Genomic DNA, 24123 nt, shown 5'->3' on the forward strand with positions numbered 1-24123 from the left:
ACCCCACGTCGCGCCTGCCAGGCTTGACATCGACGTGTTAAAAGCCGCGATTTAGAGCTGTCAATTGGCCAAACGGCGCATAAACGCTGTTTGCCGTGATATTCTGCGCGCCGTCTTGGTCTAGTCTCTCTCTGGTGCGTACATCCGTATACGTCCCAGCGATTGGCTGTCGCCCAGGTAGCTGAAGCCAATAATGATAAGAAGTCAGCGCAGAAGGGACATAAAAGTGAGGTCGATACGTCGGCCTTGTGTGCCCACCCTGCGGTCCCCGAGTGAATGTGCAAACCCCGCGGTGCGTTGCCTGGCGCAGCGTGATGGAGGGTTGCCCATGATCAGGGGCGGTAGGGCGGATGGCGTTTTATCATAGGTGCTACTGATGTTTAAAAAAGTAAACACTGCCCTGCTGGGGCTGGCTTTGTCGCTGGGGATCAGCTCCGTTCACGCGGAAGAGGCAAAGAAAGTCGATGTGCTGCTGATTGGCGGCGGCATCATGAGTGCAACCCTGGGTGTCTGGCTCAATGAGCTGGAGCCGGGCTGGTCGATGGAGATGGTCGAGCGCCTCGATGGCGTGGCCGAAGAAAGCTCCAACGGCTGGAACAACGCCGGTACTGGTCACTCGGCCCTGGCCGAGCTGAACTACACCCCGGAAGACAAGAACGGCAACGTTGAGATCCCGAAAGCGGTCGAGATCAACGAAGCGTTCCAGATTTCCCGTCAGTTCTGGTCCTGGCAGGTCCGCCAGGGTGTGCTGAAGGACCCGCGTTCGTTCATCAACACCACACCGCACATGAGCTTCGTGTGGGGCGATGACAACATCAAGTTCCTGAAAAAACGCTACGAAGCCCTGAAGGCCAGCCCGCTGTTCGCTGGCATGCAGTACTCCGAAGACCCGGCGCAGATCGCCAAGTGGGTTCCGCTGATGATGGAAGGGCGTGACCCGAACCAGAAAATCGCGGCCACCTGGAGCCCGCTGGGGACCGACATGAACTTCGGCGAGATCACCCGCCAGTTCGTCGCTCACCTGCAGACCACGCCTAAGTTCGACCTGAAACTGTCGAGCGAAGTGCAGGACATCACCAAGAACGCCGACGGTTCGTGGCGTGTGAGCTACAAAAACCTGAAAGACGGCACCAAGACCGAAACCGACGCCAAGTTCGTGTTCATCGGCGCCGGCGGCGGTGCACTGCACCTGCTGCAGAAGTCGGGCATTCCTGAAGCCAAGGAATACGCTGGCTTCCCGGTAGGTGGTTCGTTCCTGGTGACCGATAACCCAACCGTTGCCGAGCAACACCTGGCCAAGGCCTACGGCAAGGCTTCGGTTGGCGCGCCACCGATGTCGGTTCCGCACCTGGACACCCGCGTGCTGGATGGTAAGCGCGTGATCCTGTTTGGCCCATTCGCGACCTTCTCGACCAAGTTCCTGAAAGAAGGCTCGTACCTGGACCTGCTGACCAGCACCACCACCCACAACATCTGGCCAATGACCAAAGTCGGTATTCGTGAATACCCACTGGTCGAGTACCTTGCCGGCCAACTGATGCTGTCGGACGACGACCGCTTCAAGGCGCTGCAAGAGTACTTCCCGAACGCCAAGCAATCCGACTGGCGCCTGTGGCAAGCCGGTCAGCGCGTGCAGATCATCAAGCGTGACGAGGAGCAGGGCGGTGTCCTGAAACTCGGCACTGAAGTGGTAAGCTCCGCCGACAACACCATCGCGGGCCTGTTGGGTGCATCGCCAGGCGCGTCCACCGCTGCCCCGATCATGCTGACCGTGCTGCAGAAAGTGTTCAAGGACAAGGTCGCGACCCCTGAGTGGCAGGCCAAGCTGCACCAGATCGTACCGAGCTACGGCACCAAGCTGAACGACAGCCCGGAAGCGGTTGCCAAGGAATGGGCCTACACCGCCGAAGTCCTGCAACTGCCTACGCCGCCTGTGATTCCGCAAATGGCTGCACCCAAGGCCACCGAGGCTGCCAAGCCCTCGGCTGAGCCGAGCAAGCCGGCGTCTGATCTGGCGCTGTAAGCCAGGCTGATGCACAAAGCCCGCTGAACCGGTAACGGTCAGCGGGCTTTTTTGTGGGGCGGTGTTTAAGCGCGGGTGTGCTCGCGGTCGACCGGCGGCAGTTCGACCGTACGCTCGGCCGCGGCCAGGGCCGCCTTCAGCCCGGGCTGGTCCAGCGGCACGCAATACGCGGGCTTGGCCCGCTCGAACCGCCAGCTTTCATCCAGGCTGCCGGCATCGACGGCGTCAAAGCCCAGCTCGTCGAGCAGGGTGATCACCTGCGCTTTGGCGACAGCGTCGTCGCCGGCCACCGGCAATGCGCGACGGTCAGGTGCGCCGTGGGGGCGAGCATGATCGGTAATGTCCGCGGCGAAAATCGCGTTGAACACTTTGATCACCTTTGAGTGGGTGAAGTGTTCGGCGAGCAGCCGGCTGGTGGTGGTTTCAAATCGATCCAGCGCGGGGAAATGACCGTCGCGCTCCGGGTAGTAGTTGTTGGCGTCGAGCAAGGTCTTGCCTGCCAGCCACTGCGCCGGGACTTTTCGGTAGTGTTCAAACGGAATCGCCACCAGCACCACGTCACCAAACTGTGCGGCATCTTCTGCGCTGCCCACTTTGACGCCGCGTATGCCACTTACCACGCTGCTCATGGTCTGCGGGCCGCGAGAGTTGCTCAACATCACTTCATGCCCGGCCGCCAGTGCCCGCTGTGCCACGGCGCGCCCGATAAAACCGGCTCCAATCACGCCAATCTTCATGGTCTTGCTCCTGATAAAGGGGGAAGCCGCTATGATGATTGGCAACCAAATGGCGATAAATAAGCACTATGGCGTGAGTGTTGTTACTGGGAGTAGGGAATGATGGACCGTCTATCGAGCATGAATGCCTTTGTGATCGCCGCCGAGTTGGGCTCCTACGCTCGCGCCGCCGAGCGTTTGCACATGTCGGCGCAAATGGTGGCCAAACACGTTGCCGCGCTGGAGCAGCGCCTCGGTGCGCGGTTACTCAATCGCACCACGCGCAGGCAGAGCCTCACGGAGTTGGGGAGCGCGTACTACGAACGTTGCAAACATATCCTTACGGAGGCCGAAGCTGCGGACTCGCTGGCGCAAATCATGAATGACACGCCGCGTGGCAAGCTGAAGATCACCGCGCCTGTGACCTTCGGTTCCTACAGCCTGATGCCACTGATTACTGCATTCCTGCGCGATAACCCGGACGTGGAAATCGACCTGCACCTGACGGATCGCTTCGTCGACCTGGTGGAAGAGGGCTATGAAGCAGCCTTCCGGATCGGTCCATTGGCGACCACCGGCCTGACAGCCCGGCCACTGGCGCCTTATCGCCTGGTGGTCTGTGCTTCGCCTGCGTACCTGGCTGCGCGGGGTACGCCGCAGGTGCCGGCAGACCTGGAACGTCACGAATGCCTGGGCTATGCCTTCTGGTCACGCCCGGCGGACCGCGAGTGGATATTTTATCAAGGCTCGACGCTGTACAGCGTACAGGTGACCAGTCGTCTGCAGATCAACGAAAGCCGGGCATTGATGTCGGCGGCGCTGGACGGTTTTGGCATGGTTCTCGGCCCCCAGGATTTTTTGCGTACGGCAATGGCCCGCGGTGAGTTGGTGCAGGTGCTGCCGGACTTTGAGGCACCGAGCCGGCCAATGCATCTGGTCTACACCGCAAATCGGCAGCGCACCGCCAAGTTGCGGCGATTTGTCGAGGCAGTGCTGGCGCGTTTCGGTCCGGTTTGAGCATTCAAGTACCCGACGAGCCTTTCGTCTACCTCATGAACGCAACGCCCTCAGGTTCAGCAACCTGACAGACGCCACCTGTTAACAATACTCCAGAGCCAAGCAGGAGCGAGGCTGCAACAAGGGGGCATTTTCTAGCGGTGCAGGTACTGGGCGTCAGCGTCCGAGGGTTTTTCTATGTGGCTACGTTATGGGGCATTGGCGGCCATGGTCGTCGCGGCATCCGGGTGTGTTCAAGAGCGCATCGTGCATGAGCGCAGGCCGGTGCAACATGAGTATGTGGAAGTCATCGCGCCGCAACCGCCGCCGATGCAAGTGATCGAAGTCGAGCCACCCGTACGCTACGGCTATATATGGTCGCGTGGTTATTGGCGCTGGGACGGCGGGCGATATGTGGCTGTACATGGTCACTGGGAGCCGGTACGCGAAGGCTATCGCTACGTGCATCCGCATTGGGTGCAGCGTAATGACGGGTATCACTGGCAGGGTGGTGGCTGGGTTCGCTGAGCCCAGGTTTCATTGGCAAGTAGCGTTAGGTCGGCTTGTGGGTACCCAGCAGCCGAACCTCTCGCAACAATGCGGCACCGAGTTGGTCGGTGCCCAGTTCCCGGTAGCCCACGGCCTTGACCTCGCCGTTCTCCTCCGCCTGGATGAGGATAACCGGGGTTTCCTTGCCGGTGGTTTCGTCGATGTGCAGCGCGTATTGGGGAATATCCAGCTTGATCGGCGTGCCCGCGGCCTGGCCTTTCACATTGATCAGGAAGGCGGCGCAACCGCTGTCGACATCCGCACTGGTGGCGGAGCGGCCGCTGACGAAGCAGGTTTTTGGCAGATCGGGCCAGGCGATGGCATCGGCCAGGGCGAGAGTGGGAGCCATAGCCAGGGCGGCGAGTAGAAACGTGCGCACGTCGGTCTTTCTCTCGATCAAGGTAAAAAACGGTTTGTATCAAAGCCCGTCCGCTGCCGCAATGCTGCGGTTCAGACCAGTCGCTTCATGCCTGTGGTCTTGATCGCATTGAGGTCGAAGGTTGCCGTGTACTCGCAACCGGCGGCATGGGCGCAGCGCTCGATCAGGCAGTCTGCAAAGTCAGCCTTGTTCGCCACAAACTTGCGCAGCGCCTGCCAGATGATCTCGGCATGTTCTACGGTCAATTCGCGGGTGCGCAGCAGGGTCTCCAGTACCATCACCACATCACTTTTGGCCGACTGGTAGCAGCTTTGCAGCACCCACACCAATTCCAGGATGGAGACCAGGCTGACAAAGCCCGGCGAGGCAGTGGTCAGCGATTCGATCAGTTCGGACGCCTTGGCAGATTGAACGGGATCATCCTGGGTGACGTAGCGCACCAGCACATTGGTATCCAGCCCGATCATCCGGCTTTTGCCCCCTGCGCTGCGATGGCTTGGTTCATCTCTTCGATGGAGACGGCCCTGGCGGAGCTGCGGATCAATCCTTTGAGGTCATGCACCGTTTTGCTCGCGGCAATGATGGAAAACTGCCCAGCTTCCATTTCTACGAATTCAACCCGATCCCCTGTTTCCAGGCCGAGGGCAGTCCTGACCTGGACAGGAATGGTGATTTGACCTTTTGAGGTGAGTGTAGCGATAGCCATGTTGAAGATCTCCATCGTGATATTCCTTACCTTAGGGTAAGGAATGACAGAGGACAATATCCGTCGGTCCATAGGGTGCTCATCTGGTGTGGGTTAGTCGGAACAGGTAAAACACTAGTCCCCACTGTGCCCGCCTGCCGGGCTTAAAGAGATACAAGCCATGACCGACCGCCAACTCATCATCCCTCGCGCCATGCACTCAATCGTCGAGCGCGCCGGCTACGTGCCCGCGGTCAAGGTGGGCAAGACGTTGTACTGCGCAGGGCAGGTCGGGCGTACGGCTGCATTGGCGGTGATCGAGGACCCCGAGGCGCAATTCGTCGCGGCCTGGGAGAATCTGCGGCAGGTGCTGGAAGAGGGTGGTTGCACCTTCGACGACGTGGTGGACATGACCACCTACCACGTCAACATGAGCCAGCACATGGCGGTTTTCCGTGACGTGAAAAACCGCCTGTTCCCACGCGGGCATTGCGCCTGGACCACCATTGGGGTGTCCGAACTGGCGCACCCCGGCCTGCTGGTGGAAATCAAATGCGTGGCGGTGCAGCGCTGACTTATTGCACCACGCGATAGCACGGCACATACGCCGCGCCGCCCGGCAACTTCATGCGGTGCTGGGCGACAAACGCCTGTAGCAGCTCGTCCAGCGGCTTCATGATGGCCGGATCACCGTGGATTTCGTACGGGCCGTTCTGCTCGATCAGGCGGATGCCTTTGTCCTTCACGTTACCCGCCACGATCCCGGAGAACGCACGGCGCAAGTTGGCGGCGAGTTCGTGGGGTGGCAGTGCGTGGCTCAGTTGCAGGCTGGCCATATTCTCGTGAGTCGGGTCGAACGGGCGCTGGAAGCCTTCGTCGATCTTCAGCAGCCAGTTGAAGTGGAAGGCGTCGTTGCGCTCGCGACGGAACTGCTTCACCGCCTTGAGGCCGGCGGTCATCTGGCGCGCCACTTCGGCGGGGTCGTCGATGATGATCTGGTAGTGCGCCTGCGCCGCTTCGCCTAGGGTGGCGCCGACGAATGCGTGCAACTGCTGCAGGTACGGCGCTGCGTGTTTCGGCCCGGTGAGGATGACCGGGAACGGCAGGTCGCGGTTGTCCGGGTGCATCAGGATGCCCAGCAGGTACAGGAACTCTTCGGCCGTGCCGGCGCCGCCTGGGAAGATGATGATGCCATGGCCTACACGCACGAAGGCTTCCAGGCGTTTTTCGATGTCCGGCAGGATCACCAGCTCATTGACGATCGGGTTCGGCGCTTCGGCAGCGATGATGCCCGGTTCGGTCAGGCCCAAGTAGCGCCCGCCGGTAATGCGTTGCTTGGCGTGGGAAATGGTCGCGCCCTTCATAGGACCTTTCATTACGCCAGGGCCGCAGCCCGTGCACACGTCGAGGCTGCGCAGCCCCAGTTCATGGCCGACTTTCTTGGTGTATTTGTATTCTTCGGTATTGATCGAGTGCCCGCCCCAACACACCACGATCTTCGGCTCGACACCCGGGCGCAGCGTACGGGCGTTGCGCAGCAGGTGGAACACGTAGTCGGTGATGCCCTGGGAGTTGCTCAGGTCGATGCGCTGGCTGTCCAGTTCGTTCTCGGTATAAACGATGTCGCGCAGGGCGCTGAACAGCATTTCACGGGTGCTGGCAATCATTTCGCCATCGACGAAGGCGTCGGCCGGGGCATTCAACAGTTCAAGGCGTACGCCACGGTCTTGCTGGTGGATGCGCACTTCAAAGTCTTTGTAGGCGTCGAGGATGGTCTTGGCGTTGTCGATGTGCGCGCCGGTGTTGAGGATCGCCAGGGCGCACTGGCGGAACAGGGTGTAGATGCTGCCGGTACCGGCTTCGCTCAGTTGCTGGACTTCACGCTGGGACAGGGTTTCGAGGCTGCCCTTGGGGCTGACGGAGGCATTGATGACTTGACGTTGGGGCATTCTGATTCCTTGAAAGCGCAGCCACCGCACCCGCGAGGGGCTGCGATGGCTTGAGAATGATGGGCGCCGAATTCGGTCGCACGAGACGGATATTTACCTCAGGCGCAGGGCCGAGCGCAAACACCGTCCAGCACCATCATGCCGCAGAACTCACTGAATCAGCTTCCAGTTTTTGTAGAAAACCCGACGCAGGGTAAAGGCCAGGCCGGCAAACCCAGCGATCACGGCGTTGAGAACCAGGGGCACAGGGGTCGGCCGCACGATATCGATAAACAGGCAGTAACGCTTGGCATCATTTTTGTTGAAAGACGCATGCATCAGCGTGTCATCGAAAATAAACAGCGGGTCGTCATGCCAGTAGTGCTTGTGCTTGCCCACCTGGATGTAGACGCCCTCGTGATGGGGCGCCGGAGCCATGTTGTAGAGCACGCGGAACATCATGCGCAGGGGGCCGAAGTGAAAGGAGGTGGAGCGGTTTTCATTGAATACCGACACACCGATGGTCTTCACGAACGGTAGTTTTTTGCGCAGCTGCGGGATGTCGAGCGTGGTCTCGATGGGTTGGCCATACCACTGGAAAAACAACATGCCGCGCTTCTTCTCGGCCATGCGTGCGTCCAGGTAACCGATGATTTCGTCCTTGTGGGCCATGGCGTCATTGAGCACCTGTTGCAGGTCTGCACGCCAGGCAGGCGGCAGGTCGTTCATCCTGTAAACGTGTCGGTTACGCGAACTCAACAGGTCGAACAGGGTGTTGAACGGTGCCAGCAGCCAGGTATTGCGGCCACTGCCAATAAAGTACTTCTTGGCGGTGGGCGCGTCATACAGACCATTACGCAGAAAGTCGTAAATGCCGCATATCACGACCAGTCCAAGAAATACCAAGGTGGTTTCGGGGAAGATATCCATAATCAGCAGCACGCCGAATACCCAGGCGACCGATACCGCTTTTTTACGCAAAGCAGGCTTATTCATGTAACTCAGCTCCAGCAGGACGCCATTCGACAGGTCCGGATCCCTGGCTGCGAGTGGTAGGGGTTTGAAACATATTGAAACAACTACGTCATGATAAGGCGTTCGGCGCTGGATAGGCGTTTTAAATATTGCGAAATTGTGAAGGCTTTACACAGTTTTTAACCCTTGTAGCGCTGAGTGGATTGGATTTTGTAAACAGAAGATTTGCGACTATCGTGACGCTTCGGTTTTTTGGACGTCATAGACCGGTACGATTGAAGTTGAATGGCCACCATTGGCCTTCGGCACCTTGGAAGAGGCAGAAATTTTATGATCATCAAACCGCGGGTTCGTGGCTTCATCTGTGTGACCGCTCACCCTGTTGGCTGTGAAGCGAACGTCAAAGAGCAGATCGACTACGTGACTCAACACGGCGTCATCGAAGGCGGCCCGAAAAAGGTACTGGTCCTCGGCGCTTCCACCGGCTACGGCCTGGCCGCGCGCATCAGTGCTGCCTTTGGCTGCGGCGCCGACACCCTGGGCGTGTTTTTTGAGAAAGAAGGCGAAGAAGGCAAGCTGAGCTCCGCCGGCTGGTACAACAGCGCCGCGTTCGAGAAGTTTGCCGTCGAGAAAGGCCTGTACGCCAAGAGCATCAACGGCGACGCGTTCTCCGACGAGATCAAGCGCCTGACCATCGAAACCATCAAGAAAGATCTGGGCAAGATCGACCTGGTCGTCTACAGCCTGGCCGCGCCACGCCGTACCGACCCACAAGGCGTGGTGCACAACTCCACCCTCAAGCCGATCGGCAAGGCCGTGACCCTGCGCGGTATCAACACCGACAAGGGCGTTGTGGTCGACACCACGCTGGAGCCTGCGACCCAGGAAGAAATCGACGGCACCGTCAAAGTGATGGGCGGCGAAGACTGGCAGCTGTGGATCGACGCCCTGCGTGACGCCGACGTGCTGGCCGAAGGCGCCAAGACTACGGCGTTCACCTACCTCGGTGAAAAGCTGACCCAGGATATCTACTGGAACGGCTCCATCGGCGAAGCCAAGAAGGACCTAGACAAGAAAGTCCTGACCCTGCGCGATAACCTCGCGGCACTCAAGGGCGACGCCCGTGTGTCGGTGCTCAAGGCTGTGGTCACCCAGGCCAGCTCGGCCATCCCGATCATGCCGCTGTACCTGTCGCTGCTGTTCAAAGTGATGAAAGAGCAGGGCACCCACGAAGGTTGCATCGAGCAGGTCTACGGTCTGTTCAAGGACAGCCTGTACGGCAGCCAGCCGAAACTCGACGCCGACGGCCGCCTGCGTGCCGACCTGGCCGAGCTGGAGCCGAAGGTCCAGGACGCCGTGGCAGCTCTGTGGAACCAGGTCACCGACGACAACGTCAATGAGATCAGTGATTTTGCCGGCTACAAGGCGGAGTTCCTGCGTTTGTTCGGTTTTGAAATCGACGGCGTGGACTATGACGCTGACGTGAACCCGACCGTGAAGATCAACGGCCTGATCCAGGCCTAAGCGATCCGGTTTGAGAAAACGGCCCTTCGGGGCCGTTTTTTATGGCCTGCAAAAAAGGCTGATCTCATAACCCTCCTACACATTTTTGATCAGCGCCTGATCCCTCCGATATGCCAGACTCCGTGCGCTATCAACGCGTACTAACGGAGGATCTAATGACGATTCGTGCAGTGGTTTTTGATTTCGGCGGTGTCCTGTTCGATTGGAGCCCGCAGCACCTGTACCGCAAGCTGATTGTCGACGATCACGAACGGCAACGGTTTCTCGACAACATCTGTACCCAGGCCTGGAACACCGAGCAAGACGCCGGTCGCTCCCTGGCCGACGGCACCCTCAGCCTGATCAAGCAGCACCCAGACCATGAACACTTGATCCAGGCCTATTACGACCGCTGGCACGAAATGCTGCGTGGTTCGCTACCGGAAGGCGTGGCGATTCTCGAGGCACTGCACCAGGCCGATATGCCGCTGTTCGGGCTCACCAACTGGTCCGCTGAGACCTTCCCCTACGCGCGGGCCAACTACCCCTTCCTTCAATATTTTCGCGACATTGTGGTGTCCGGCGAGCTGAAACTGATCAAGCCCGACGCTGCGATCTACAACGCCAGCCTAAACTAGGTTCGTGCGCACCTGTCGGATATCCAGCCGACGGAAGTGGTGTTTATCGATGATGTGGCCGGCAATATCGAAGCGGCCATCGCCCTTGGCTGGCAGGGGATTCACCATGTGTCGGCTGAACGCACCGCTGCGCGCCTGCGTGAGTTGGGCGTGGGCTTCTAGCGCGCCCACTTCTCTATGGCGAAATCCACGAAGGCGCGCAGTTTGGGCAGCCGATAACGGTCTTGGCCGTAGAGCAGGTGCATGGGGCGGCTGGGCAGTCGATAGGTGGTGAGTAAGGCCACCAGTTTGCCGCTCTCCAGATCCGGTTGTACCAGGGCATCGGCCAGCATGATGATGCCCATGCCGTTGACGGCCGCCTGGCGCAAGCCTTGCGAGCTGTTGATGGTCAATGAGCCGGAGACCGGTACCTCCACCTCGCCGCCCTCGCCGGTCATGCGCCACAGTTTGTCGGCGTCGCGCCAGTTGTCACTCGCTGGGTAGGCGAACGCCAGGCAGTCGTGCTGTTGCAGGTCATCGGGCGTTTGCGGCGTGCCCCGTCGCGCCAGGTATTCAGGTGAGGCGCAGAGGGTGAGGGTGTAGTCCTGCATTGGCCTGGCGATCAGGCTGGAGGCTTCCAGCTCGCCGAGACGGATCGCCACATCAAAGCCACTGTCGACCAGGTCCATCCGCTCATTGCTTAGTACCACGTACAGGTTGATCAGCGGGTAGCGTCGGGAAAATTCACTCAAGGCGGGTGTAAGGCGTTCGGTGCCGAACACGGGAGGCGCAGTGATGCGCAGATTTCCTTTGGGGACATCGCTGTGAACTTGCTCGGCGAGTTGCTCTGAATCGGCCACCAGCCCCAGCACTTCCAGGCAACGCTGGTAATACTGCCCGCCAAACTCCGTGAGGCTCTGTTTGCGCGTGGTGCGTTTGAGCAGGCTGACGCCGAGTCGCTGCTCCAAGGCACGCAGGTGATTGCCGACCATGGTGGTGGACATCCCGCAGGCATGAGCCGCGGCCGTCATGCTGCCAGTCTCGACCACCTTCACGTACACCGACATTGCCTGGAACAGATCCATTATCAAGCCTTGATTTAAAGTCATTGCAGGAATGCGCAGTTTATCCAGCTAAGGTGGCTAACGATACTGCAGCCATCACTACGATGCACTGGAGACCGCACCATGACCGCCGCCTGCCTGATGACCACGTACCAACCCATGGCCCTGAGCTTCACACGCGGCCTGGGCACGCGCTTGTGGGACCAGCAAGGGCGTGAATACCTGGACGCGGTTGCCGGTGTGGCGGTGACCAATGTCGGACACTCGCACCCCAGGCTGGTGACGGCGATCAGCGAACAGGCGGGCTTGCTGTTGCACACCTCCAACCTCTACAGCATCGACTGGCAACAGCGGTTGGCCCAGCGCCTCACTCAGCTGTCGGGCCTGGATCGCGCCTTCTTCAACAATTCCGGCGCCGAAGCCAACGAAACGGCGCTCAAGCTGGCGCGTCTGCATGGCTGGAAGAAGGGCATCGAAGAGCCGTTGGTGGTGGTGATGGAGAACGCCTTTCATGGCCGTACCCTCGGCACCATGGCCGCGAGCGATGGGCCCTCGGTGCGCTTGGGCTTCCAGCGGCTGCCGGGGGATTTTCTCAAGGTGCGCTTTGGTGATCTGGCGGCGTTGGAAGCGATTACCAAGGCATTTGGCCCGCGTATCGCCGCAGTGCTGCTGGAGCCCATCCAGGGAGAAAGTGGCGTATTGCTGGCGCCGCCGGGCTATCTGTTAGCCTTGCGCGATCACTGCACACGCCATGGCTGGCTGATGATGCTGGACGAGATCCAGACCGGCATCGGCCGCACCGGCACCTGGTTCGCCTTCCAGCATGAGGGCATTGTCCCGGACGTGATGACCCTGGCCAAAGGCCTGGGCAATGGCGTGCCGATCGGCGCCTGTGTGGCACGATCTGCCGTGGCCCAACTGTTCACGCCGGGCAGTCACGGCAGCACCTTCGGTGGCAACCCGCTGGCGTGTCGTGTGGGGTGCACTGTGCTGGACATCATCGAAGAACAAGGTTTGCTGCAGAACGCTGCGCAACAGGGCGAGCGCTTGCTGACGCGGTTGCGCGTGGAGTTGAGTGAGCATCCGCAGGTCCTGGCGGTTCGTGGCCAGGGGTTGATGATCGGTATCGAGCTGGCCAACCCGTATCGGGACCTGGCGCAGCGTGCCGCCCAGGAGCATGGGCTGTTGATCAACGTGACGCGGGGCAAGATCATTCGCCTACTGCCGCCGCTGACCCTGGATACCAAGGAGGTCGAGATGATCGTACGGGCCATTACTCGGTTGCTGGCGTAGGGCCGTTGAGCCACTCCTGATTCATTGTTTCGGTGTCGCCCAGGTATTCCAACAACCACGCCATGGCCGGTGAAAGCTTGTTCTGCGCCCAGGCCACACACGACGGGCTGGCCGGAAACGGCCGGCTCAATTGCAGTGCCACCAGTTCACCGCGCTCGATCCACGGCAACACCTGATGCGCTGGCGCCATGCCGACGCACAGACCGTCGCGCAGGCAGTCGAGGGCAGAAGCCCAATTGGGGACCACCAGGCGTCGCTGGTTATCCAATGTCCAAGTGTCGCGCTTGGGCAGGTTGCGCGAGGTGTCGGTCATGCACAGCGAGGCAAAGGGGCGCAGTTGATCGTCGCTCAACAACCCTTCGAGACTGGCTAGCGGGTGTCGCGCGCTGACCACGCACAGCCAGTTCAGCAAACCCATATCGCGGAAGGTGAAGTGACTGGCCACTGGTACTGCGCTGGTGGCGCCGATCACAATGTCGGTACGTTCATCTGCCAGGGCATCCCACACGCCGTTGTACACCTCGTACTCCAGCAGCAGCTCGACTTCGGGAAACTGTCGATAGAAATCCAGCACCAACTGCCGGCAGCGCTGGGGTTTGACGATGGAATCCACGGCTACTTTCAACTGGCCGCTCCAGCCATTGGCGACCTGCTGACACAGGCGTCGGGTGCCGAGCATTTTTTTCATCACGCCACGGGCTTCGTCGATGAACAGGCGGCCGGCGGGCGTCAGCTCCACATCCCGGTGGCGTCGCACGAACAATGGCACCGCCAACCATTCTTCCAGCTGGCGCACGGTATAACTGACGGCCGACGGCACGCGATGCAGTTCCTGAGCGGCGGCGCTGAAGCTACCATGGCGCGCCACGGCATCGACCACATCCAGGGAATATTCAGACCACATGGCGGCTGCCTTCAAATTTATTGATAAGAGTGTCCAATTATTATCGCTTCACAGAGAAACTGTCAGCCTCATAATGGGCGCCAGTCAGCAAATAGTTTGATGGCAAGATCAACAAGGCTTCAATGAAAAATTCTTTTGGTTTCACTTGGTATTTGGCGGGGCTGAGCATGCTCGGTTACCTCGCCATGGACATGTATCTGCCGGCGTTCGGCGCTATGGGCGAGCAGTTGCAGATTGGCGCAGGCGCGGTAGGCGCCAGCTTGAGTATTTTCCTCGCCGGATTTGCCGTGGGGCAGTTGTTGTGGGGGCCATTGTCCGACCGCCTGGGGCGTAAGCCCGTCCTGCTCGCCGGCCTGAGCCTGTTTGTACTGGGCTGTGCGGGGATGTTCTGGGTCGAGACCGCGCCGCAATTGCTGGCGCTGCGCTTCATCCAGGCGATCGGCGTGTGTTCCGCCGCCGTCAGTTGGCAGGCGCTGGTGATCGATCGCTACCCGGCAGATAAGGCTCATCGTGTGTTCGCCAGCATCATGCCGCTGATGTCGTTGTCGCCTGCGTTGGCGCCGCTGTTGGGCGCGATGGTGCTGAATCACTTTGGTTGGCAGGCGATCTTCGGTGTATTGCTGGGCGTCTCATTGCTGTTGCTGCTACCGACGTTGTTTTTGCGCACGGTGGCGAAACCTCCGTCAGAAAAGAGCGAGCGTTCGCGCCTCGGTTATGGGCAGTTACTGACGTCTCGCGTGTTTACCGGCAACGTCATGATCTTCGCCGCTTGCTCGGCCAGTTTCTTCGCCTGGCTGACGGCTTCGCCCTTCATCCTGGGCGACATGGGCTACAGCCCAAATGACATTGGCCTGAGTTACCTATTGCCGACATTGGCGTTTTTGGTCGGTGGCTACAGTTGCCGCAGCGCGTTGCAGCACTTCCAGGGCAAGACCTTGTTGCCCTGGTTGCTGCTGGCGTATTGCATCAGCATGGTGGCGTTGTATCTGGTTGCCACGCTGACGGTGCCGACCCTCACCACCTTGCTGATTCCGTTCTGCTTGATGGCGCTGGTCAACGGTGCCAGTTACCCCATCGTCGTGGCGAATGCGCTGATGCCGTTTGCGGAAAATTCCGGCAAGGCGGCGGCATTGCAAAACACCCTGCAACTGGGTCTGTGTTTCCTCAGCAGCCTGCTGGTGTCGTCGATGATCGAGCAACCGCTGCTGATTACCGTAATCGTGATGCTGGCGACCGCGCCACTGGCGGTGTTGGGTTACTGGCTGGCGAGGCCGAAAACCGATCGCTCCGAACTGGCTCGAATCTGAAGTGACAACGCGGTCAAAACTGTGGGAGCTGGGTTTCTGCAGTCAGAAGGTGATTTCCATATTCACCGTCGGCGTCGATGTGCGGCTACCCCGGCCGCCATCTACGCCGAACTTGTTATGCCAATACTCGTAACCCACCCCAAGGTAAAGGTTTGGCTTGACGCTTTTGCCCGGTCGCACCGCCACCATCAGCGCGGTGCGCATCAGGGCTTCCGGCGCAGTATTGCGGCCATGGTAGTCCTCGCCTTTTTCCCCGACGTAATTGATGAAACCCTGGAATTTCGCCGCATGGTTGGCGATTTCGAAGGGCCGCATCCACGTCAGGTTGAGCATGTAGGTGTCGTCAAACGTGTGGTTCGACTCCTTCGCGCCGGGGATGCCGGTGTGGTTTCTTTCCTTGTAGTACATCAGGCTAAGGTCAAGTACGCCGACGGTGTTGAACTTCAACGTCGGGCCGATGACCAGTGCGCGTTTCTTGGCTGAGGCGAAGTTGTTGTTACGGTTGGCGTCAAACCCCAGGGTCAGCGCGTAATCCTTGACCAGGCCGGTGCCCAGCGGCACATCGAATACCCGCGATGCATACAGCTGATGGCGATATACCGCGTACACCTCACTCCCACCATGATCGGTGCCCTTGCGTGGGTCGCGGCTGTCGGACAGGAACACATCGAGGTTGAGGAAATTGCTGCCGTACTGGTAGCCGCTGGCGTGGGTGAAGCTGTAGATACGCTTGCTGAATTCGTCGGGGTTATTCGGATTGGTGAACTGCTGGCCGTAGCGAAATCCTACGCTGTTATTCATCCATTCCAGCGCGACGGCCTCCCCGCCGCCGAGCAGGGTGAGTGCGACGGTTGCGCCCTGTAGTGCCTTTTTCATTGTTCTGGGTCCTTTGGCGTTCTGGCTCATCACGGCCGGATTGTTTTTGTAACGCCGATGGAGGGTAACTTGTTCGATTGATTGTATACAACTCTATGGACATCCAGACCAAACATTGCATACAGTGGCCGCACAACAAAAACAGAGAACCCCTCACCATGACTATCCCGAAGGCGTCACCGCAGCGGCCAGAAGATGAGAATCTCGGCGTCGCCGCCAACATGGCTTACGGCCTGCAGCATGTGCTCACGATGTATGGCGGCATTGTTGCGGTCCCCTTGATTGTCGGCCAGGCGGCCGGGTTGTCCCCGGCGGATATCGGCCTGCTGATCGCTGCGTCGCTGTTTGCCGGTGGCTTGGCCACGCTGTTGCAGACCTTGGGTCTACCGTTTTTTGGCTGTCAGTTGCCGCTGGTGCAGGGCGTGTCGTTTGCCGGTGTGGCAACCATGGTGGCGATTGTCGGCAGTGATGGCGCCGGCGGGGTACCGGCGATTCTCGGGGCGGTGATGGCCGCGTCGTTTATCGGGTTGCTGATAACCCCGGTGTTTTCACGGATCACCAAGTTTTTCCCGCCGCTGGTGACGGGCATTGTGATCACGACCATCGGCCTGACGCTGATGCCCGTTGCGGCGCGCTGGGCCATGGGTGGCAACAGTCGCGCGGCGGATTTCGGCAGCATGTCCAACATCGGCCTGGCTGCGCTGACCCTGGTGCTGGTGTTGCTGCTGAGCAAGATCGGCAGCGCAACCATCTCGCGACTGTCGATTTTGCTGGCGATGGTCATCGGCACGGTGATTGCGGTGTTCCTCGGCATGGCCGACTTCTCCGGCGTGACCCAGGGGCCAATGTTCGGTTTCCCCACGCCATTCCATTTCGGCATGCCAACCTTCCACGTTGCCGCGATCATCTCCATGTGCATCGTGGTGATGGTGACCCTGGTCGAGACCTCGGCGGACATCCTGGCCGTAGGCGAGATCATCGATACCAAGGTCGACTCCAAACGCCTGGGCAACGGCCTGCGCGCCGACATGCTGTCGAGCATGTTTGCGCCGATCTTCGGTTCATTCACCCAAAGCGCCTTTGCCCAAAACGTCGGCCTGGTGGCGGTTACCGGAGTAAAGAGCCGCTTCGTGGTGGCTACCGGTGGGTTGTTCCTAGTGATTCTCGGCTTGTTGCCTTTCATGGGCAGGGTGATCGCGGCAGTGCCGACCTCCGTGCTGGGCGGGGCCGGGATTGTGCTGTTTGGTACGGTGGCGGCCAGTGGCATTCGCACACTGTCGAAGGTGGATTACCGCAACAACATGAACCTGATCATCGTGGCCACTTCCATCGGTTTTGGCATGATCCCGATTGCCGCGCCAAGCTTCTACGATCACTTCCCGAGCTGGTTTGCGACCATCTTCCACTCGGGGATCAGTTCGTCGGCAATCATGGCGATTTTGCTGAACCTGGCATTCAACCATTTCACCGCCGGTAACTCGGACCAGCAGTCGGTGTTTGTGGCGGGGACCGAGCGCAGCCTGTGCTTCCGTGATGTGTCGGAGCTGCGTGATGGGGATTACTTCAAGGGCGGCAAGTTGTTTGATGCCGAAGGGAGGGAGATCCCGCTGGTGGCGGATGTCCCGAGGAAAACAACCAAGCCTGAGACCTCCGAAGTCTAACGCTACCCCTGTAGGAGCCGGCAAGCCGGCTCCTACATTGGGGTCAGCTGGCCTTGCGTTCCTTGTAATGCACGGAACACACCTCATCCAAAAACTTCACCACAGTCCCCATGCACGCCTGGCGTTCTTCCACATGGGGCATGTGGCTGGAGTCTTCAAACAGTGCCCAGCGCACATCAGCGATTTCATCCAGGAACGGCTTGACCACCAGCGGTGTCGCCTCGTCGTGCCGGCCGGAGATCACCAGCGTCGGCACGTTGATCGCCGACAGGCGCCCGGTGGATTTCCAGTCCTTCAAGCTACCAATCACATGGAATTCAGTCGGGCCGCTCATGGCGTGGTACACGGTTGGGTCTGAATCGACCTGGGCGAAGGTGCGCGCCACTTCTTCCGGCCACGGGATGACCCGGCACACGTGATGGTCATAGAACACCCGCGACGCGGCGAGGTATTCCGGGTCCTGATAGTTGCCGACGGCTTCGTGCTTGAGCAGGGTTTCATGCACACCTTCCGGCAACAATTTGCGCAGGCGGTTGGCTTCGCTGACCCAGGTGCGCATGCACGTCGGCGAGTTGGCGGGGATAAAGGCACGCAGGCCCTTGGGTTGCAGGATCGCGTGTTCACTGCCGAGCATGCCGCCCCAGGATTGGCCGAGGATAGCGTAGTTATCGCTGATCTCCAGATGGTCCAGCAGGTTGTTGAGTTCTTCGAGGAACAGGCCCACGGTCCAGAAGGACGGGTCTTTGTCGGGCAGATGGGTGGAGCGGCCGTTGCCCAACTGGTCGTAGTGGATCACGGCGTGACCGCTGGCGGCGACGTCCTTGAACGCGTCAACATAATCATGGGTGCATCCGGGGCCGCCGTGGATAACCACCAGGGGCGTGCGACCGCTCGACAAGTCACCGGTGACGCGGTACCAGGTTTGGTAGGCGCCAAACGCCGCATACCCTTCGCGGATTTTTTCGATGAATTCCATTTCGTACCCTGCTCTGAAAAAAGGATCAGGGACACGATAATGCGTGGCAGAAATTTAAGTAACTAGCAAAACAGCTAGGTTTTCCCGCCGGTCAGTCTTCGAGCAGGCGGTAATGGGTGGCGCGCACCACCGCCTGGACGCGGTTCTTGGCCCCCAGCTTGTGCATCGCCGAGGCCAGGTGCAGGGTGACCACGGCCAGTGAGCGGCTCAATTGCGTGGCGATTTCGGCGGCGGTCAGGCCGTCGGCGGCCCATTTGAGGCACTCGCGTTCACGTTTGGTCAGGTGAATATGCGGGTAAGTGCGTAGCTCTTTGCTGAACAGCGGGTAGGCCGCTTCCTGCAAGGCGTGGGAAATCAGGCTGAAGTCCGACAAGGTCTGCTGCGCATCCTGCAACACACTGCGGGCCTTGCCGGTACGCAGGCCGGTCAGCGAGGCGAAGCCACCGCGGGGCAGGTGGATCGGCACGCTGACGCCGCAGGTCAATTGCTGGTCGTGCAGGTAGGACGAAACCGGCGCATGGCAGGGATCGATGATCTTTTGCAGGGGAGTATCGGCCTTGACGTCGTAGGACCATACGAACGGTGACACCGTACTCAGGGCCAGGTGTTGCACCGGATCGATCTGGTAGAACCCTTCGCTGCACCACAAGGTGTGCCAGTCCGGCGGGGTGTTGCGCAGTTCCAGCACCGAAGGAGTGATCAATGCACCATCCTGGTCGATCGGCACCGGGGTGTAGTCATACACCAGTGCATCGAAGCCCAACTGTTGGGCGAGGACAAAGGTGTTATCCATCTGCTCGTCCAGGCTCCTGCCCGGCATCAGACGGTGATTTAAGGCAGTCAGCTTGGCCAGCATCCGTTCTGCTCCCGAATTCATTTGAATCTCGACTTGCTGCAAGTAGAATGCCACGCCCCGGCGAAGGACTGCCAGGCCAAACCTATAAGAAATGCTAGGTTATGGACGCGCGGCATCCTCGGTAGTGTTGGCCTGATCAGCGGCCCGCTACCTGCCAGGCCGACACTACACAAGGAATGTATGCATGTGGCGTGAAATTGCCCCCGACCAGCAGTACAACGTGCAAGTCGACGGCCATAACCTCGTGGTCTACAGCTTCGGCGAAGGCGATGAGGTGCTGCTGTGCCTCAACGGCGGGCCGGGCCTGCCGTGTGACTACTTGCGCGACGCCCATGGCTGGCTCAAGGACCATAACCTGCGAGTGGTTGCATTCGACCAGCTTGGCACGGGCGCATCAGCCAGACCCACCGATATTTCCCTGTGGGAAATCCGCCGTTATGTCGAAGAAGTCGAAACCGTGCGCCAGACCCTGGGCCTGGGCCGCGTGCATTTGCTCGGGCATTCCTGGGGCGGCTGGCTCGGCATCGAATACGCCATCCATTACCCCGACGCCCTGAAAAGCCTGATCCTCGAAAACACCGTGGGCGACATTCCGCACCTGTCCCAGGAGCTGGAGCGCCTGCGTGGCGCCCTCGGCAGCGAAACCGTGGCCATGATGCAGCGCCACGAGGCCATGGGCACCCTCGACCACCCGCAATACCAGGCCGCGATCACCTTGCTCAACTACCGCCACGTGTGCCGCCTCGACGAATGGCCCGAGCCGGTCAAGCGGTCCCTTGGCGACTGGAACATGGGCCCCTACGAGACCATGCAGGGCCCCAACGAATTCCTCTACATCGGCAACCTCAAGGACTGGAACCGCATCCCCGAGATGGCCGAGTTCAAGATGCCGATCCTGATCACCACCGGCCAGCACGACGAACTCACCCCCGCCTGCGCCATGCGCATGAAACTCGCGGCCCGGCACGCCGAACTGCACGTCTTCCCCAACAGCAGCCATATGCCGTTCTATGAAGAACCCCAGGCATATTTCCCGGTGCTGCTGGACTTTCTCGCTCGTCATCGAGGCTGACGGATGAACCTGGCGCGCTACCGTTTTGTGCTGTCCCGGCCGCTGCAATTGCTGCCGGTGCTGTTTGGCATCAGCCTGATCACCTTTGTGCTGGTGCGCTCGATTCCCGGCGACCCGGCGCGCGCGCTGCTGGGCTCGCGCAGCACGCCCGACGCCTTGCTGAAGATCCGCGCCCGGTACGGCCTCGACCAGCCGTTATGGCTGCAATATTTCTACTTCCTGAAGAACCTGCTCAAGGGCGACCTCGGCCAATCGCTGCTGTACAAGGTCGACGCCCTCAAGCTGATCGTCACGCGCATTGAACCCACGTTGGTCTTGGTGCTGGGCAGCGTGGTGCTGGCGCTGCTGATCGCGTTGCCGCTGGCGACGCTGGCCGCCCGCAACAAGGGCGGCTGGGCGGACAACCTGATCCGCGTGTTTACCACGGTTGGCCTGGGCATGCCGGCGTTCTGGCTGGGCTTGATGCTGATCCTGTTGCTGAGCGTGCAGTGGGGCTTGTTTCCCGTGTCCGGTTACGGCCGCACCTGGCTGGACAAGGCGCATCACATGGTGCTGCCATGCCTGACGATAGCCCTGGCGTTGTCGGCGGTGCTGGTGCGCAACCTGCGGGCGAGCATGTTGATGGAGTTGCAGGCTGACCATGTCACCGCCGCTCGCGCCCGTGGGCTGTCAGAAGCGGCGGTGTTTCGTCGCCATGTGTTGCCCAACTCCCTGGTGCCGGCGGTCAACCTGCTGGCGGTGAACATCGGCTGGCTGATCAGCGGCACCGTGGTGATCGAAAGCCTGTTCGCCATCCCCGGCATCGGCCAACTGCTGGTGCGCGGGATCTTTACCCGCGATTACATGGTGGTGCAGGGCGTGGCCATGGTGCTGGCCTGCGCGACGGTGATCGTCAACTTCATCGCTGACGTCGTGACGGTGGCCCTTGACCCCCGGGTGAAGATGCAATGAGCAGCCGTCCGTTGATTGCTCCTTGGCGTTTGCGCCTGCGCTTCGGCTTTCGCAATGGCCGGCTGACGGCTGCGTGGGGCTTGTTGATTCTGCTGGCGTGGCTGGTGCTTGCGCTGTTTGCGCCGTGGATCGCGCCTTATGACCCGATTGCGCAGAACACGGATTTCAGTTTGCTCGGGCCCAGCATGGCTCATCCATTTGGTACGGATAACTACGGAAGGGACATCCTTTCGAGGGTGATCTGGGGGGCGCGCATTGACCTGCAACTGGCCATCGTCGGGGTGATCTTCCCATTCATGATCGGCACGTTTATCGGTGCCGTCTCGGGCTACATTGGCGGTCGTTTCGACAGTGTCTGCATGCGCGTGATCGATGTGATCCTGGCATTCCCGTTCCTGGTGTTGATGCTGGCGATCATGGCCATCCTCGGGCCGGGCCTGAAGAGCTTCTACATCGCCATGGCGCTGGTGGGCTGGGTGTCATATGCGCGGCTGATCCGCTCGCAGATCCTGGTGCTCAAGGAAAGCGACTTTGCGTTGGCCGCCAAGAGCCTGGGCTTTGGCCATGGGCGGATTCTGTTCCGGCACCTGCTGCCCAATGCGATGTTCGGCTCCATCGTGTTTTCCATGTCGGACGCGGTGTTGGTGCTGCTCAATGGCGCCGCCGTGAGTTACCTGGGCCTGGGCGTGCAACCGCCGACCGCCGAGTGGGGCACGATGGTGGCCGAAGGGCAGGCCTTCATTACCACCGCTTGGTGGATCTGCACCTTTCCGGGCCTGGCCATCGTGACCTTGGCCATGGGTTTCAGCCTGCTCGCTGATGGCGTGGCGCAAGTGTTGGGGGATCGCTCATGAGCCTGTTGCAAGTGCGCGACCTCAGTGTGATCGCCAACAACACCGGGCGTGATGTGACCCTGGTCGATCGCGTGTCCTTCGATTTGGCCGAAGGCGAAATCCTCGGCCTGGTCGGTGAAAGCGGCTCGGGCAAGACCATGGCCTGTCGCGGCCTGATGCGTTTATTGCCTTCCCCCAATTTGCGGGTTCACGGCGGTGCCGTAAGGCTGGCTGGCCAGGATCTTTTGTCACTGGATGACGCCGGTATGCGTGCCGTGCGCGGCGGTCAGTTAGGCATGATCTTCCAGAACCCCAGCAGCCACCTCGACCCATTGATGCGCGTCGGTGAACAGATTGCTGAGGGTATTCGCCTGCACCAAGGCGCCTCGAAAAAAGACGCGCGGCTGCAAGCCATCGACGTGCTGCGCCAAGTGGGCATCCCTGATCCCCAGGCCCGAGTCGACAATTACCCTCACGAGTTTTCCGGCGGCATGCGCCAGCGCGCGATGATCGCCGTCGCCCTGGGCTGCAACCCGAAAGTGCTGATCGCCGACGAACCCACCACCGCCCTGGATGTGACGGTGCAGGCGCAGATCCTGCGGCTGTTGCTGGAATTGCGCGACCAGCGGGGTCTGTCGATCATCATGATTACCCACGACCTCGGCGTGGTCGCGCAAACCTGCGACGCCATCGCCGTGATGTACGCCGGGCGCCTGTGTGAGCACGGCAGCAAATATGAGCTGCTAGCCCACCCGCAACATCCCTACACCGCTGGCCTGATCGACTGCCAGCCCGCCCACAGCAGTGGCCACGCCTTGCTGCGCACGATTCCCGGACAACCGCCGTTGCTGGACGCATTGCCTGCCGGTTGCCGGTTCAACCCGCGTTGCCCGCAGGTAGGCGCCTTGTGCACCGAGGTGCTGCCGGAAGGCGCGCGAGTCGCCTGTCATTACCCGTTGGGAGTGCACCCATGAGTCTGTTGCAGATCAAGGACCTTGAGGTGAAGTTTGCCGCGTCCGGCACGGGTTTGTTCGGCTTGAACAAACAGTGGGTCAGGGCGGTGAACGGTGTGTCGCTGAACCTGGCGGCGGGTGAAACCCTGGGGTTGGTGGGCGAGTCCGGTAGCGGTAAAAGCACCTTGGGCCGCGCCATTTTGCACCTCAACCCGATCAGCGCCGGGCAGGTGTTGTTTGATGGCATCGACATGGCCCATGGCAGCACCATCGACATCACCCGCCTGCGCCATGAAACCGCAATGATCTTCCAGGACCCGTATGCCGCGCTGAACCCTCGCCACACTATCGGCGAAACCATTGCCGAAGTATTGCGGGTGCAGCGCAAGGTCACGCCGGAGCAGATCCCCGCGCGGGTGAATGAACTGCTCGACCTGGTCGGCCTGCGCCCCGAACTGGCCAGCCGCAAACCCGGCTCCCTCAGCGGCGGCCAGTGCCAGCGCGTTGGCATCGCCCGAGCGCTGGCGGTGGAGCCTCGGCTGATCATCGCCGATGAGTGTGTGGCGGCGCTGGACGTGTCGATCCAGGGCCAGATCATCAACCTGTTGCTGGAACTGCAACAGCGCATGAACCTGGCGATCCTGTTCATCGCCCATGACCTGGCCATCGTGCGCCGCCTGTGTGACCGTGTGGCGGTGATGTACCTGGGCAAGATCGTCGAGGAAGGCCCGGTAGAAGCGGTCTTTACGGCGCCACGTCACCCGTACACGGCGGCGTTGATCCAGGCGATTCCCGAGATCGATCCCCATCGGCCATTGCCTACCGAACCCTTGCCGGGTGAACCACCGAGCCCGCTGAATTTGCCTACAGGCTGTGCCTTTCACCCGCGTTGCCGGCATGCCCGAGCCTTGTGTTCCGTGGTGTTGCCGCCGACGCATTTCCTGCACGAGCATCGGTACAGTTGCGTGCTTGAAGAACCTTTGCTTTGACCCTTCCCTGCCATTCA

At 60.4% G+C, this 24123-nt stretch carries 23 protein-coding genes and 2 pseudogenes; 14 read left to right on the plus strand and 11 right to left on the minus strand.

Annotated elements, in window-relative coordinates; all coding sequences use genetic code 11:
• Window positions 1-376 precede the first annotated feature (376 nt).
• The gene (gene mqo / locus U367_RS0127580; protein WP_028619442.1) at window positions 377-2023 is read left to right on the plus strand and encodes a malate dehydrogenase (quinone); all 1647 of its coding nucleotides are present in this window, start codon (window positions 377-379) and stop codon (window positions 2021-2023) included.
• A 65-nt stretch (window positions 2024-2088) separates the two neighbouring features.
• On the opposite strand, the gene U367_RS0127585 is transcribed toward mqo, so the two are convergent.
• Complete coding sequence (locus U367_RS0127585; protein ID WP_028619443.1) at window positions 2089-2760, minus strand: NADPH-dependent F420 reductase; 672 nt, start codon at window positions 2758-2760, stop codon at window positions 2089-2091.
• A 99-nt stretch (window positions 2761-2859) separates the two neighbouring features.
• Here U367_RS0127585 and U367_RS0127590 point away from each other — a divergent pair, with 99 nt between their 5' ends.
• Entirely contained in the window at window positions 2860-3756 is an 897-nt protein-coding gene (locus tag U367_RS0127590; protein ID WP_032864540.1) for a LysR family transcriptional regulator, read from the plus strand.
• A gap of 177 nt (window positions 3757-3933) precedes the next feature.
• Entirely contained in the window at window positions 3934-4263 is a 330-nt protein-coding gene (locus U367_RS0127595) for a YXWGXW repeat-containing protein (protein ID WP_028619445.1), read from the plus strand.
• Between the two features lie 25 nt (window positions 4264-4288).
• On the opposite strand, the gene U367_RS0127600 is transcribed toward U367_RS0127595, so the two are convergent.
• From U367_RS0127600 to U367_RS0127610, 3 genes are all read right to left on the minus strand, one after another.
• Window positions 4289-4633: a hypothetical protein gene (locus tag U367_RS0127600; protein ID WP_032864541.1), complete on the minus strand. Its 345-nt coding sequence runs from the start codon at window positions 4631-4633 to the stop codon at window positions 4289-4291.
• A 101-nt stretch (window positions 4634-4734) separates the two neighbouring features.
• Window positions 4735-5130 (minus strand): PIN domain-containing protein, encoded by a 396-nt coding sequence (locus tag U367_RS0127605; protein WP_028619447.1) that lies wholly within the window; start codon window positions 5128-5130, stop codon window positions 4735-4737.
• Window positions 5127-5384 carry an AbrB/MazE/SpoVT family DNA-binding domain-containing protein gene (locus tag U367_RS0127610; RefSeq protein WP_028619448.1) on the minus strand — a complete coding sequence of 86 codons (258 nt, stop codon included), beginning with the start codon at window positions 5382-5384 and terminating at the stop codon, window positions 5127-5129. Before U367_RS0127610 ends, U367_RS0127605 begins: the two co-directional genes overlap by 4 nt.
• A gap of 145 nt (window positions 5385-5529) precedes the next feature.
• Here U367_RS0127610 and U367_RS0127615 point away from each other — a divergent pair, with 145 nt between their 5' ends.
• A complete protein-coding gene (locus U367_RS0127615; protein ID WP_028619449.1) occupies window positions 5530-5922 on the plus strand; it encodes a RidA family protein in 393 nt (130 codons plus the stop codon).
• Window position 5923: 1 nt separating this feature from the next.
• On the opposite strand, the gene ppnN is transcribed toward U367_RS0127615, so the two are convergent.
• Complete coding sequence (ppnN, locus tag U367_RS0127620) at window positions 5924-7297, minus strand: nucleotide 5'-monophosphate nucleosidase PpnN (RefSeq protein WP_025856956.1); 1374 nt, start codon at window positions 7295-7297, stop codon at window positions 5924-5926.
• Window positions 7298-7447: 150 nt separating this feature from the next.
• Window positions 7448-8272 (minus strand): aspartyl/asparaginyl beta-hydroxylase domain-containing protein, encoded by an 825-nt coding sequence (locus U367_RS0127625; protein ID WP_028619450.1) that lies wholly within the window; start codon window positions 8270-8272, stop codon window positions 7448-7450.
• Between the two features lie 309 nt (window positions 8273-8581).
• On the opposite strand from U367_RS0127625, the gene fabV reads away from it, so the two are divergent.
• Together fabV and U367_RS01000000130350 are read left to right on the plus strand one after the other, a co-directional pair.
• Window positions 8582-9775 carry an enoyl-ACP reductase FabV gene (gene fabV / locus U367_RS0127630; protein WP_016975302.1) on the plus strand — a complete coding sequence of 398 codons (1194 nt, stop codon included), beginning with the start codon at window positions 8582-8584 and terminating at the stop codon, window positions 9773-9775.
• 155 nt (window positions 9776-9930) lie between these two features.
• Window positions 9931-10554: pseudogene (locus tag U367_RS01000000130350) on the plus strand (HAD family hydrolase).
• Here the strand turns inward: U367_RS01000000130350 and U367_RS0127640 are convergent.
• Window positions 10551-11456, minus strand: coding sequence for a LysR family transcriptional regulator (locus U367_RS0127640; protein ID WP_028619451.1), 906 nt, complete (start codon window positions 11454-11456; stop codon window positions 10551-10553). The pseudogene U367_RS01000000130350 and the gene U367_RS0127640 overlap by 4 nt on opposite strands.
• 102 nt (window positions 11457-11558) lie before the next feature.
• Between U367_RS0127640 and U367_RS0127645 the strand changes: the two genes are divergently transcribed.
• Window positions 11559-12728, plus strand: a complete 1170-nt coding sequence (locus tag U367_RS0127645) for an aspartate aminotransferase family protein (protein WP_028619452.1) — start codon at window positions 11559-11561, stop codon at window positions 12726-12728.
• Here the strand turns inward: U367_RS0127645 and punR are convergent.
• Window positions 12709-13632 carry a DNA-binding transcriptional activator PunR gene (gene punR, locus U367_RS0127650; RefSeq protein ID WP_028619453.1) on the minus strand — a complete coding sequence of 308 codons (924 nt, stop codon included), beginning with the start codon at window positions 13630-13632 and terminating at the stop codon, window positions 12709-12711. The genes U367_RS0127645 and punR overlap by 20 nt on opposite strands.
• Window positions 13633-13799: 167 nt before the next feature.
• Here punR and punC point away from each other — a divergent pair.
• Window positions 13800-14840, plus strand: a pseudogene (gene punC, locus U367_RS0127655) (purine nucleoside transporter PunC); the annotation flags it as partial.
• A 141-nt stretch (window positions 14841-14981) separates the two neighbouring features.
• Here punC and U367_RS0127660 read toward each other — a convergent pair.
• Complete coding sequence (locus U367_RS0127660; protein ID WP_028619455.1) at window positions 14982-15815, minus strand: hypothetical protein; 834 nt, start codon at window positions 15813-15815, stop codon at window positions 14982-14984.
• 158 nt (window positions 15816-15973) lie between these two features.
• Between U367_RS0127660 and U367_RS0127665 the strand changes: the two genes are divergently transcribed.
• Window positions 15974-17476, plus strand: coding sequence for a nucleobase:cation symporter-2 family protein (locus U367_RS0127665; protein ID WP_028619456.1), 1503 nt, complete (start codon window positions 15974-15976; stop codon window positions 17474-17476).
• A gap of 43 nt (window positions 17477-17519) precedes the next feature.
• On the opposite strand, the gene U367_RS0127670 is transcribed toward U367_RS0127665, so the two are convergent.
• Window positions 17520-18452 carry a proline iminopeptidase-family hydrolase gene (locus tag U367_RS0127670; protein ID WP_028619457.1) on the minus strand — a complete coding sequence of 311 codons (933 nt, stop codon included), beginning with the start codon at window positions 18450-18452 and terminating at the stop codon, window positions 17520-17522.
• Window positions 18453-18543: 91 nt separating this feature from the next.
• Window positions 18544-19308, minus strand: a complete 765-nt coding sequence (locus U367_RS0127675; RefSeq protein ID WP_028619458.1) for a LuxR family transcriptional regulator — start codon at window positions 19306-19308, stop codon at window positions 18544-18546.
• A gap of 184 nt (window positions 19309-19492) precedes the next feature.
• On the opposite strand from U367_RS0127675, the gene U367_RS0127680 reads away from it, so the two are divergent.
• Genes U367_RS0127680 through U367_RS0127700 form a run of 5 tightly spaced genes read left to right on the plus strand, consistent with a single transcriptional unit; the run spans window position 19493 to window position 24106 of the window.
• Window positions 19493-20380, plus strand: a complete 888-nt coding sequence (locus tag U367_RS0127680) for a proline iminopeptidase-family hydrolase (protein ID WP_028619459.1) — start codon at window positions 19493-19495, stop codon at window positions 20378-20380.
• Window positions 20381-20383: 3 nt separating this feature from the next.
• Window positions 20384-21331 carry an ABC transporter permease gene (locus U367_RS0127685; protein WP_028619460.1) on the plus strand — a complete coding sequence of 316 codons (948 nt, stop codon included), beginning with the start codon at window positions 20384-20386 and terminating at the stop codon, window positions 21329-21331.
• Window positions 21328-22185 (plus strand): ABC transporter permease, encoded by an 858-nt coding sequence (locus U367_RS0127690; protein ID WP_028619461.1) that lies wholly within the window; start codon window positions 21328-21330, stop codon window positions 22183-22185. Before U367_RS0127685 ends, U367_RS0127690 begins: the two co-directional genes overlap by 4 nt.
• A complete protein-coding gene (locus U367_RS0127695; RefSeq protein ID WP_028619462.1) occupies window positions 22182-23138 on the plus strand; it encodes an ABC transporter ATP-binding protein in 957 nt (318 codons plus the stop codon). Before U367_RS0127690 ends, U367_RS0127695 begins: the two co-directional genes overlap by 4 nt.
• Window positions 23135-24106, plus strand: a complete 972-nt coding sequence (locus U367_RS0127700) for an ABC transporter ATP-binding protein (protein ID WP_028619463.1) — start codon at window positions 23135-23137, stop codon at window positions 24104-24106. The genes U367_RS0127695 and U367_RS0127700 overlap by 4 nt, the downstream gene beginning before the upstream one ends.
• The last annotated feature ends 17 nt before the right edge of the window (window positions 24107-24123 follow it).

The sequence above is a fragment of the Pseudomonas canadensis genome, assembly GCF_000503215.1.
Classification (GTDB): Bacteria; Pseudomonadota; Gammaproteobacteria; order Pseudomonadales; family Pseudomonadaceae; genus Aquipseudomonas; species Aquipseudomonas canadensis.